Source organism: Brevundimonas staleyi, assembly GCF_041893865.1.
Classification (GTDB): Bacteria; Pseudomonadota; Alphaproteobacteria; order Caulobacterales; family Caulobacteraceae; genus Brevundimonas; species Brevundimonas staleyi.
In genome coordinates this window covers 1,351,783-1,363,598 of record NZ_CP169082.1, presented here as the reverse complement: position 1 = coordinate 1,363,598, position 11,816 = coordinate 1,351,783, and the positions used below count along the sequence as shown (strand labels likewise).

At 68.0% G+C, this 11,816-nt stretch carries 8 protein-coding genes; 1 reads left to right on the top strand and 7 read right to left on the bottom strand.

Translation table 11 applies throughout. The annotated features are described in order from the left end of the window. Positions 1-10: 10 nt before the first annotated feature. Both ACETK8_RS06840 and tdh read right to left on the bottom strand, forming a co-directional pair. On the bottom strand, positions 11-457 hold the full coding sequence (locus tag ACETK8_RS06840; protein WP_374038757.1) for an opioid growth factor receptor-related protein: 447 nt from the start codon (positions 455-457) through the stop codon (positions 11-13). Between the two features lie 24 nt (positions 458-481). After that, positions 482-1,522, bottom strand: coding sequence for an L-threonine 3-dehydrogenase (gene tdh / locus ACETK8_RS06835; RefSeq protein WP_374039364.1), 1,041 nt, complete (start codon positions 1,520-1,522; stop codon positions 482-484). A gap of 245 nt (positions 1,523-1,767) precedes the next feature. Between tdh and ACETK8_RS06830 the strand changes: the two genes are divergently transcribed. After that, positions 1,768-2,394: an IPTL-CTERM sorting domain-containing protein gene (locus tag ACETK8_RS06830; protein WP_374038756.1), complete on the top strand. Its 627-nt coding sequence runs from the start codon at positions 1,768-1,770 to the stop codon at positions 2,392-2,394. A 50-nt stretch (positions 2,395-2,444) separates the two neighbouring features. Here the strand turns inward: ACETK8_RS06830 and ACETK8_RS06825 are convergent, their stop codons facing one another. The 5 genes from ACETK8_RS06825 to ACETK8_RS06805 form a co-directional block, all read right to left on the bottom strand. Further along, positions 2,445-3,638: a glycine C-acetyltransferase gene (locus tag ACETK8_RS06825; RefSeq protein ID WP_374038755.1), complete on the bottom strand. Its 1,194-nt coding sequence runs from the start codon at positions 3,636-3,638 to the stop codon at positions 2,445-2,447. Between the two features lie 202 nt (positions 3,639-3,840). Further along, complete coding sequence (locus ACETK8_RS06820) at positions 3,841-4,761, bottom strand: DUF4232 domain-containing protein (RefSeq protein WP_374038754.1); 921 nt, start codon at positions 4,759-4,761, stop codon at positions 3,841-3,843. A 1,055-nt stretch (positions 4,762-5,816) separates the two neighbouring features. Then, positions 5,817-7,139 (bottom strand): alpha/beta hydrolase family protein, encoded by a 1,323-nt coding sequence (locus tag ACETK8_RS06815; RefSeq protein WP_374038753.1) that lies wholly within the window; start codon positions 7,137-7,139, stop codon positions 5,817-5,819. Between the two features lie 22 nt (positions 7,140-7,161). After that, positions 7,162-10,290 (bottom strand): TonB-dependent receptor domain-containing protein, encoded by a 3,129-nt coding sequence (locus ACETK8_RS06810; RefSeq protein WP_374038752.1) that lies wholly within the window; start codon positions 10,288-10,290, stop codon positions 7,162-7,164. 48 nt (positions 10,291-10,338) lie between these two features. After that, positions 10,339-11,697 (bottom strand): dicarboxylate/amino acid:cation symporter, encoded by a 1,359-nt coding sequence (locus tag ACETK8_RS06805; protein WP_374038751.1) that lies wholly within the window; start codon positions 11,695-11,697, stop codon positions 10,339-10,341. Positions 11,698-11,816: the final 119 nt, after the last annotated feature.

Genomic DNA, 11,816 nt, shown 5'->3' with positions numbered 1-11,816 from the left:
AAGACGGCGCCTACGCCTCGATCCAGTGCTGCCGACTGCCCGCGCTGATTGGCTTCCCCGCCTCCGCGTCCCGCCTCAGGATGATCTGGCGGAAATCCTCCGCCTCGCCCGGCCCGCGCAGCAGCCGCAACGACTTGATGATCCGCGTGATCCGCAGATGGTTGTGGTCATAGGCCGTCAGCCAGTGTCCGTTCCGCAGATAGAAGACCGCCATCCGATCCGTCGCGGCCGCCAGGGCGATCTGCGCCAGGCCGGAGGCGTGAACCTCCTTCACGTCCTCGGCCGACAGCACCGGCGCGCGCCGGTTCGCCCCCGACGGCGTCGCCAGGGGGAACAGCCACTGGATGAAGTCGTGGTTCTGCTCGATGGCCTCGTCGTTCATGGCGACGACCTCGAACACCGTCCGGCCCGCGCCGTCGGTTCCCGCGCCTTTGAGGAAATCGACGATCGCGCTCATTCAGCCCCTGAAGGGGCCTGAAGCTCAGGCCGCCTTGTCCCAATCCAGAATGACCTTGCCCGACTGACCCGACTTCATGGCGTCGAATCCCTCGCGGTAACGGTCGTATGCGAGACGGTGCGTGATCAGGGGCTCCAGGTCCAGCCCGGCCTTCAACAGGCCCAGCATCTTCCGCCAGGTCGTGAACATCTCGCGCCCATAGACGCCCTTGATGGTCAGGGCCTTCAGGATGATCGAACCCCAGTCGGTTTCCATCGGCTTGGACGGAATACCCAGAAGCGCCATGCCGCCGCCCATGATCAGGGTGTCGACGCACTGTTTGAAGGCGATCGGCGACCCCGACATCTCCAGCGCCACGTCGAAGCCGACCTTCAGGCCCAGCTCCTTCATCACGTCGTGGATGTCTTCCTTGGTCGTGTTCACGGTTCGCACGCCCGGCGCCACCTTCTGCGCCAGCTCCAGACGGAAGTCGTTGATGTCGGTCAGGACCACGGTCCGCGCGCCGGCGTGCCGCGCCACCGCCGCCGCCATCATGCCGATGGGACCCGCGCCGGTGACCAGAACGTCCTCGCCCAGGAGGTCGAACTGCTGCGCCGTGTGCACCGCATTGCCGAACGGATCCAGCATCGAGGCGACCTCGTAGGACACGTCGTCCGGCAGCTCGATCACATTGAAGGCCGGGGCCACCACGAACTCGGCGAAGGCGCCCTGGCGGTTCACGCCGATGCCGCGCGTGTGCGGATCCAGATGGAAGTGGCCGGCCCGCGCAGCTTCCGAGTTCAGGTCGATGACATGGCCCTCGGCCGAAACGCGCTGGCCGATCTTCAGCGGCCGCTGCACGTCCGAGCCGATGGCGACGATCTCGCCGGAGAACTCGTGCCCCGTGATCATCGGCGTCGGTACGTTCTTCTGGGACCACTCGTCCCAGTTCCAGATGTGGATGTCGGTGCCGCAGACGGCCGTGCGGTGGACGCGGATCAGCACGTCCTCCGGTCCCGCCACGGGGATCGGCGCGTCGATGAGTTCGAGGCCCACCTCGGGGCGCATCTTGGCGAGGGCCTTCATGGTGTCGGTCATGGCGCTTGCTCCTGAGAGGTCGTTTCCTTGTGCGCAGCCGCTAGGCCCCCTTGGCCACGGCTGCAAGCGGCGCCCGCAAACTTCCGGCCCTGCGGCGACATCGCGACACAGAAACCAGCGTTTCAATAAGCTTGGCCTTATGTCCGCGAATCGACATAGCGGCTCCCTCGCGCCGGATCGCCGCGAGCGGACAGCGCCCGCCATCCCTTCTCCTCCTCCCCGAGGCCAGCCTGATGAAACACCTGATCCCGGCCGCCATCGCCGCAGCCGCCCTGTCCATGACCGCAGCCGCGGCGTCGGCCGGAACCCTGACCAATGTCTCGGTCACCCTCTCCGACAATCGCGTGTCGCAGCCGACCGACGTCACGATCCGCTTCACCACGGCGACGGTGCTGACCGGAGGCGCGATACCCTTTGCTGGCAACTCGCTGTTCGTGACCAGCGGCATGGGCGGCCTCGATCTGGTCGCAGGCCCCTGCGGTTCCGACATCGTCGTCAGAATCGATGGCGCAGTCCTGCCGGGTAGCGCGCTTGAGGACTGTCAGATCTCGCCCGTTTCCCTCTGGGTCCAGATCCAGCTCAAGCACGGCACCACGGTCGCGGCCGGCTCGAACGTCGAGATCGTCATCGACCGGTCTCGAGCGACGACATCCGCCACCGGCGGCGTCTACTCGACCAATATCTTCAGAACGGCGACCCAAGGCGGCATCATCATTGATGCGCCGGCCACCGAGCCCACCTACACCGTCGTCGCCCCCGCGCCCGTCCCGACGCTGACGGAATGGGCCATGATCGGTCTGAGCGCGGCCCTGGCCGGCTTCGCCGCCCTGACGCTGCAGCGCCGTCGCCGCCTGGCCTGAGGCCGACAGACGAGGAGGGGTCGGACGGCGTCGTCCGGCCCCTTCGTCCCCTAGATGACGCCCAGTTCCTTGCCGGCCTGGGTGAAGGCGGCCACGGCCTGATCGATATGGTCGAAGGTGTGCGCCGCAGACATCTGGGTGCGGATGCGGGCCTGGCCGCGCGGCACCACCGGGAACGAGAACCCGATGACATAGACGCCCAGCTCCAGCATCCGCGCGGCGAAATCCTGGGCCAGCTTGGCGTCGCCCAGCATGACCGGAATGATCGGGTGCGAACCGGGCAGAAGGTCGAAGCCCGCCTCCGTCATCGCGCCCCGGAAGCGCGCCGCATTGGCGAACAGTCGGGCGCGCAGTTCGTCGCCCTCTTCGCCTTGCGCGATGCGGATGGCCTCCAGCGAGGCCCCACACACCGCCGGCGACAGCGCATTGGAAAACAGATAGGGCCGCGCCCTCTGCTTCAGCAGTTGCACCACCGGCGCGGTGGCGCAGATGAAGCCGCCCATGGCCCCGCCCAGCGCCTTGCCGAAGGTGCCGGTCACGAAGTCCACCTGAACCCCGCAGTGGGAGAAGGAGCCCCGCCCCTTCTCGCCCATGAAGCCGGTGACGTGGCAGTCGTCGACCATGATCAGGGCGCCGTACTGGTCCGCCAGCGCCCGGATCTCGCCCAGCTTGGCGACGTATCCGTCCATCGAGAAGGCGCCGTCGGTGGCGATGACGATGTCGCGCGCCCCGTCCGCCCGCGCCTGTTTCAGCTGGGCTTCCAGATCGGCCATGTCGGAGGTGGCGAACCGGTACCGCTTGGCCTTGGACAGCCGCACCCCGTCGATGATCGAGGCGTGGTTCAGGCTGTCGGAAACGATCGCGTCCTCGGCCCCGAACAGCGGCTCGAAGATGCCGCCGTTGGCGTCGAAGGCGGCGGCGAACAGAATCGCGTCCTCGAACCCGAGATAGTCGGCGATCGCCCGTTCCAGCGTCTTGTGGATGCCCAGCGTCCCGCAGATGAACCGCACCGAGGCGGTCCCGGCGCCGTAGGCCGAGGCGGCGTTGTTGCCCGCCGCGACGACCCGCTCGTCGCCCGCCAGACCCAGATAGTTGTTGGCGCAGAAGTTCAGCACCTCGCGCCCGCCGACCTCGATGATCGGCCCCTGACGGGACAGGATCACCCGCTCGGGCTTGGTCAGCCCCTGGGCGTCGATGTCGGCGAGTTCCGCGGAGACGCGGGTGTGGAAGCCATCGGTTTTCATGGCGGCGGACTACGCCCTTTCGCGGCAAGACACCAGTTTCCCTTCTCCCCTTGCGGGAGAAGGTGGCGGGCGAAGCCCGACGGATGAGGGGTACGAGGATACAGACGAGATGGAGCGGACAGACGCCTCATCGGCGGGACCGCCTTTCACCCCTCATCCGTCAGCCTTCGGCTGCCACCTTCTCCCGCAAGGGGAGAAGGATCTAAGCGGCCGACGCCGCCGGAACCGCCGTCGGGGCCGCACCCGGCTCGATGCCGCTGCGGAACGGATTGACCCGGATGCGTCCGCCGCACGGCTGGAAGGCGAACGGAATGGCCAGGGCCGCGGTGTCGCCGGGGATCAGGATTCGCACCCGCGCCGCCGACGGACAGACGCGCTCGCCCGCCCCCTCGTTGGGCACCACCGTCCAGTGGATGTCGAAGAAGGCCTTGCCGCCCGCCGGGATGTTCACCGGCGTCGCCGTATTCGGATTTTGCTCCGACCGGATCGCGGTCAGCCCGCGCCCCTGGGCGTCCATCAGGCTGACGGCCGGATAGCCCGCCACGCTGCACGGCGTCGTCCCGGCGTTGGTCACGCCGAACACATTGGTCCGGTTGCCCGCACCTGCATCCCCCGTCTCGGAGTTCAGGCGCAGGTTGGCCGCGCGGCACGGCGTCGAGGCCGGCAGGACCCCGCCCGGTGCGGGCGTCGGCGTCGTCGGCTGGCCCGGCACAGGCAGGTTGGGATTGGCCGAAGGACGGCTGCACCGTTCCAGCACCGCCACCCCGACATCGTCGTTGGGCCCAAGGCGGCTGAGCGTCGCGTTCTCCTGCCCCTCGCGGCTGGCGATCCACCATTCCACGCCCGACCCGGAGTAGCGCGCGCCCGACGCCGACGGCACCAGACGCAGGGCCAGGGTCTGACCCTTGTAGGCGACGCTGGCCGTGGCCGTGTCGGGATACTGGACCGTCACCGTCTGTCCGCTCTCGCAGGCGTAGCCGATGGAGGGCGCGGTCGGCGTCGTCGGCTGGGCGACCGGCGGCGTCTGGTCCACGGCCTCGGCGGGCTGCTCGGCCTCGCGCGTACAGGCGGACACGGACAGGCCTCCGATCACGGCGGCGACGAGTAGACGGTTCAGGATCATGAGGGCCCCCGGCTGGAATGCTCAAGGTTAACGCCGCTAGATGACAAAGGCTCCCGGAGCTTTGCAGTCGTCACCTCGCGGGCAGCGACCAGGAAAGGCGAGACGGTCTCGACAGGCAAGAACCCGCCCTCTCCCCTTGCGGGAGAGGGAGACGGCGCACGAGCGCGTAGCGATCGTCCTTGCGCCGTCGGGTGAGGGGTGGAACTCGCTCCAACCGAGCGAGCCCAAATCGTCACCTCCCCATCGCAGATGGGGTTGAGGAACGATCGCATCGCGATCGGACGAGCAGGCCGCGGGCCTCGAGCAGAGGGATCGGTGCGCGATCCGGGCCGACTGAATCCTTGATCTGGACCCCAGCCTTCGCTGGGGTGCACGGATGATGGAGCGTCGAAGTTGGCAAAGCATCCCCCGATTTCGCCAACGATTCCAACGCCCCGAACTTTTAAGACCCCTTTTCCTTAACGCCCCCAATTCCTCCCGTATCCTCACAGACGTCCCACCGCGTGGGGAAGGCGTCCTGGGCCCAGGACCCGGACGTGCGGCGGGGTCGATCGCGGGGTTGCCGGGGGAGCTGAAGTCCCCCGGGTCCGGCGGCGCACTGGGCGCCGTCGCCCGTCGTGGGCTTAAGAGGCGGAATCGGGACGAACCGGGTGGAAACCAAGGCGGCGGGCGAATGGGCTCCGCCGCTCCCGGCTAGGAGCTTCCCTCCCCCGCGCAGCTTGCGAAAACCGGTCGAGCGGAGCCAGGCGACCACGCCGAAACTCTACACACAGGCTGGCGTCGGCGACGGCGTCCGCCACGGTCCCGGGCGAGATCGCCCATGGCTCCGCCGCTTCCCCATACCCGTTCGCAGCGGAGGAGCGATGATGCACGTCTGGCGGAGCGCCTCTCCCTCCCCCTCGGGGGAGGGTGGTCGGAGCCGAAGGCGCAGACCGGGTGGGGGCGGCCAGGCAAGGCCCCACAGACCCCAATCCCCACCGCCCGTCGCCACGTCGCCCTGCCGCCCCCACCCCGTCGCTTCGCGACGCCCCTCCCCCCGAGGGGGAGGGAGAAGCCTAGAGAGAAGGAACGAACTCCGGGTCGATCAGGCACGGCTGCCCATAGGCCTCCGCCCGCGACCGGCACGCCTCCAGCACGTCGTTCGCGTCCGGCTTCTCGCCCGTATCCAGCCAGTGAGCCAGGGCGATCAGCATGCCGGCGTATTGCGGCACGCTGAGCTGGCTGTGCAGAGCCTCGGTGGTGAAGACCTGGCTCAACAGGTTCGAGCGGCCGGCCTCGGCGACCGTCCGCGCATAGACCGCCTCATGGCCGACGAAGACCGTGGGGTCGTAGCGGGCGTGCATCGTCAGGGTCGGGAGCATGATGTTCCCGGTCAGGTCGGCGTCATAGGCCAGGGCGGCGACGGCGGCGGGGTCCGCCTGGAACCGCTCGACCCCCTGGTTCAGGGCGACGTCGTCGTCCGACCCCTGATAGGTCGTCCCGGCGTTGGAGAAGGGATTGCGGCCGTCCAGCCGCTTCCAGACCATGTCCTGGAACAGGTTGGTGCCCCAGGCGAGGTGAGCCACCAGACTGTCCTGCGTCACCCCGACCACCGACAGGATGTTCCGGAGCGCATCGGCCTGGGCCCGCGTCCGGGCCTCGGGCGCGAGGCTGAGGCCCGTGCATTCCTCGACCCGCGCGGCCAGTTCGGCGCGGGGCATGGACGCGCCTTGGGGAAGGCCCTGCCACAGGGGATACTGGGTCTCGGTCGGACGCGGATGATTGCGGCAATAGAACTGATAGACGGCGCGCAGGTCGGCGCGGAACGCATAGCCGGTCGAACCGCCGGCCAGGAGGCCGCTGGTCAGGATCACGCCGTCGTAGTTGCGGGTCCCATCCGCCGCGACGGCGTAGAGTTCCGCCGCCTTGGCCGCGACGTTGCCGCCCCAGCTCTGGCCGTGAAGGATGGTGCGCTTGGGCTTGCCGAAGGCGTCCCAGACGATCTGGCGCAGGTCGTCGGTGTCCCTCGCCGCCATGCGGACGCCGTAGCCGCCGCGACGATAGGTCGATCCGGCCCAGGCGTAGCCTTCCGAGACCATGACGGAGAACCGCTCCAGATCCTCGACCGGGTCTTCGCGTTGCGGCTCGCCCGTGCGCGGGCCGCCGTGAGCGTGGACGATCAGCGTCCCGTTCCAGTCGCGCGGATAGGCGGTCCAGTACCAGGCCCCGTCCGCCGACCGCCCGGAGTGACAGACCGTGCCCTGCGGCAGGCTGTCGGGACAGTCGGCGGGTTCCGGGGAGAGGAAGAGCGACCCGCTCTGGGCCGAAGCGAGGTCATGGAAACCCGCTCCGGCCCAGGTCAGGCCCGCGACGGCCAGGATCGAAAGTACAGAACGCATCGTCCCTCTCCGTCGCAAACGCTTAGAACTCCTTGGCCAGGGAGGCGTACCAGTAGCGGCCGTAGGGGCGATAGAGCGACCCCAGATAGCCGGTCGAGGCCAGCGGCGGAGCCTCGTTGGTGATGTTGCGGGCGCCGACGCGGATCCGGGTGTTGGAGGCGAAGCCGTTGTTCTCCTCCCACTCGTACTGGGCATACAGATTGCCGGTGATCTGGCTGTCGACTTCCCAGGCCTGGCCGGAGGCGCTCAGGAAGGCGGTCTCGCTGACGGGCGAGATATACTGGGTGAAGGCCCCGACCTGCCACGGACCCTGGCTCCAGGTGAAGGAGCCCGACAGCTTCCACTCCGGACGACCGTTCTGGGCCAGGAGGTTGGACGAGTCCGGCAGCGGCGTCGCGGCGTTGATCGTTCCGGCGGTGCGGGCGGCGTACAGGGCGTCCACCTGCGGACCGGCCTCACGCGTGAACTTGATCAGCTTGGCCGCGTCGATGTTGATCCGGAAGCTGCCCCACGGCGTATTCCGCAGACGCCAGTTGAAGCCGATGTCCATCCCCTCGACGTCCTGCGGCAGGAGGTTGATGAACCGGTCCGAGATGGAGGTGACGACGCCGACCGGGGTGATGCCCGTCCCGGCGAACAGGGCGATGTCGTCGGCGTTCGGCGCGGCGCGGGTGACCAGCGGGTTGGACCGGCCCTGAACCCGTTCGGCATAGTCCAGGATCACCGCATTGGCGCCCCCGAACAGGCCGACGATCTTCTCCTGCTGGATCCGCCAGCGATCGACGGTGAAGGTGAAGTCGCCGAACTCGGCCGGGATGAACTGGGGCTGGAAGACCACGCCGTAGGACTGGTTCTGGCTCTCCTCCGGCTCCAGGTCCGGGTTGCCGGAGACCAGCAGCGAGGCGCCGATCGAACGCGAGCAGGCGCCGAAGGTGGCGATCCGCCCGGCCCGCAGATCCGCCTCGCAGCGGATGTAGTCGGGGTTCGTCGACAGACGGCCGTAGGTGGCGGCGTTGGTCTGTTCCAGGTTCGGGGCGCGGAAGCCTTCCGAGTACGAACCCCGGATCCGCAGGCCGTCGATGATGTCCCAGGCGCCGGCGATCTTGGGCTTGGCCACATCGCCGAAGTCCGAATAGCGCTCGGCCCGGCCGGCGATCTGGAACTCCAGATTATGCACCAGCGGAATGTTCATCTCGGGCGAGACCACCGGCACGGCGAACTCGACATAGGCCGAGGTCACGGTGCGCTCGCCGTGGGTGTCGGGGTTCTGGCTGACGGCGATGACGTTCGACAGCTGGACCGCGCCCGTGACCGTGTCGCGGAACGGGTTGGAGCCGTCCAGATTGGAATCGCGGTTGTCGTTCTGCGTCTCCTTGCGGGCCTCGAAGCCGAAGGCGACGCCGACGTTGCCGGCCGGCAGGCTGAACAGGTCGCCGCGCGAGACCTTGAAGTCGTACTGCGTCAGGGTCGTGCGGCTCTCACGCTTCAGGGTGAAGGTGATGGCGTCGATCGCGGCCTGGGAGCTGGGGGTGCAGTCGCCGAAGGAGGTCTGGGCGACGCAGCCGCCGCTGAACGGGTTGTAGGCGTCCGGCGTCGACAGGGCGAGCGAGGCCTGCAGCGCCTGGGTGTTGACGGCCAGGGATTCGTCGATCGCCTCGGCCTCCGAATAGAGCAGCGCCGTCTCCCAGTCCCATCCGCGCCATTCGCCGCGCAGGCCGGCCAGGGCGCGGGCCTGATAGTTGGAGACGTCGACCTTCTGATAGCCGGCGTCGACGAAGCGATACTGGTTCAGGGTGATGGCCAGGCCCTGGACCGGAACGTTGGTCAGGCCCGAGATGCGGTTCGGGTTCACCCGGCCGTCGGCGAAGGTCACCGGACCGAAGGGGTTCCAGTAGTTGGTCGTCGGGATGGTCAGGGTGTTCAGGTTGATCACCGGCGGCTGAATCCGCTGGGTGTCGGCGGTGTAGTAGCCCAGCTCGCCGAAGGCGGTGATGCTGTCGTTCAGGTCGTAGTGGCCTTGCAGGAAGACGTTCAGACGCTGGGTGTCCGGCTGGATGGTGGTGCCCGGCGCGGTGTCGAAACGCAGATCGCGCTGGACGCCGTTGAAGTTCAGGGCGCCGGAGCCCAGGCAGACGTTGGCGTCGTTGTTGTTGGGCACAAGGCAGCCCGTCAGGGTCGTCGGCTGGATGTGGAAGGCGCCGGCCGCCGTGGTCAGGTTGGTCGTGCCGCGACGGATGGCGGCGGTGGCCCCGACGACGGCGAAATTGCCCCAGGCGCCGCGCGTGTTGCGCGCATCCGGCGTCAGGCTGGAGGCGAAATCCGGATTGTCGGCGAACAGGAAGCGCAGGTTGTCGGTGGCGGTGAAGTCCTGATCCTCCGCACGCAGGGCCGTGCGGTCGGTGTAATCGACGTAGGCCGAGATATTGCCGCGGTCGAAGTCCTTGCCGGCGAAGATGCCGAGGTTGAACTCGCGCAGATGGGTGCCCTCCGCGCCGCCGTACTGGGTGTTCATCTTAAGGCCGTCGAAGTCGTCCTGGAGCACGGTGTTCACGACGCCGGCCACGGCGTCGGCGCCGTAGATGGCGGCCGCGCCGTCCAGCAGGACTTCAAGACGCTCCAGACCCGTCACCGGAATGGCGTTGGAGTTGTAGCTGAGGACCGGCACGGTGCCGGTATCCGAGGTGCCCTGGCTGGTCGGGTGCTGGACGATGCGGCGACCGTTCAGAAGGACCAGGGTGTTTCCGACGCCGAGCGAGCGGAGGTTCACCGAGTTCACGTCGCCACGCGCCGCGTTCGAGGTCTGGGGGTTGTTGGCCGCCGAGAACAGGACGTCGCCCATCTGGGGGATGGAGCGCAGCAGGTCGTCGCCGCTGACGGCGCCGGTGGCCAGGATCTGCTCCTCCGACAGCACCGTGACCGGCAGGGCGGCGGTCACGTCCGCGCCCCGGATCTGGGAGCCGACGACGACGATGTCATCGACCTGCGAGCCCTCTTGAGCCGCCTGATCGGCGATGGCTTGCGACGCCTGCGACAGCTGGGTCGTCGACGGCACAGGGGCCGGGGTTTGGGTCTGGGCGAAGGCGGCGGGCGCCAGGCTCAGGAGAGCGGCTGCGGCGGTCGTCGCCAGCATCGCGGTCTTCTTGGTGTTCATGTTCATCCTCCCAAAGTCTTTTTTGTTTTCAGGCACGTCGTGAATGGGTCAGTCGCGGGCGATCACCAGATCGTCGCCGGGACCGGCGGCGGGGTCGGGCTGGGCCGCCAGCGGGCGGGGCGTTCCGTTGAGGGCTTCCTTGAGGGCGTCGCGATCCAGCTCGCCCTCCCAGCGGGCGACGACGATGGTCGCGACCGCATTGCCGATGAAGTTGGTCAGGGCCCGGCACTCCGACATGAAGCGGTCGATGCCGAGGATCAGGGCCATGCCGGCGATCGGCACTGTCGGCACGACGGCCAGGGTCGCGGCCAGGGTTATGAAGCCGGCGCCGGTGATGCCCGCCGCCCCCTTGGACGACAGCATGGCGACCAGCAGAAGCAGGATCTGCTGCTCGAGCGAGAGCTGGATGTTCAGCGCCTGGGCGATGAACAGGGCCGCCATCGTCATGTAGATGTTGGTGCCGTCCAGGTTGAAGGAATAGCCGGTCGGCACGACCAGACCGACGACCGACTTGGAGGCCCCTGCCCGCTCCATCTTTTGCAGCAGGCTCGGCAGGGCCGCTTCCGACGAGGAGGTGCCCAGCACCAGCAGCAGCTCTTCCTTCAGGTAGCGGATCAGCTTCAGGATCGAGAAGCCGTTGACGATGGCCACCGCGCCCAGCACGCCCACCACGAAGATGGCGGCCGTCAGATAGAAGGTGGCGACCAGGGCGATCAGGTTGGCGACGGTCGCGATGCCGTAGGCGCCGATGGTGAAGGCGAAGGCGCCGAAGGCCCCGATGGGCGCGGCCTTCATCACGATAGCGACCAGTTTGAAGAAGGCGGCGCTGACCGATTCCAGGAAGTTCAGGACCGGCTTGCCTATCTCGCCGATGGAGGCCAGGGCGATGCCGAACAGGACCGAGACGAACAGGACCTGAAGGATGTTGCCGGTCGAGAAGGCGCTGACCACCGTGTCCGGGATGATGCCCAGGAGGAAGCCGATGATCGTCGTCTCGTGGGCGGCGGTCGAATATTGAGCGACCGCGCCGGCGTCGAGCGTCGCGGGGTCGATGTTCAGACCGCGGCCGGGCTGGACGATGTTGCCGACGACCAGACCCACGATCAGGGCCAGGGTCGAGAAGACCAGGAAGTAGGCGAAGGCCTTGGCGGCGACCCGACCGACGCGGCCCAGATCGCGCATCCCGGCGATGCCCGTGACGATGGTCAGGAAGATCACCGGGGCGATGACCATCTTCACCAGCTTGATGAAGGCGTCGCCCAGCGGCTTCAGGCTCTCGCCGAACTCGGGCCAGAAGTGACCGATCAGACCGCCGAGCAGGATGGCGCCCAGCACCTGGACATACAGGTGCCGATACCAGGCGCGCGGCGCCTCGGACGCATGGGCGTGATCACTCGAAATCTGCACTCGACCTCCCCGACGACCGTGGCCGCCCGTCTCCTCACGGTCTCATCGCCGTGTCCGAAGCCTATTCTGGCCGGGATCGCGGCCGGGACATAGCGACGGACCGTCGAGTATTACATACT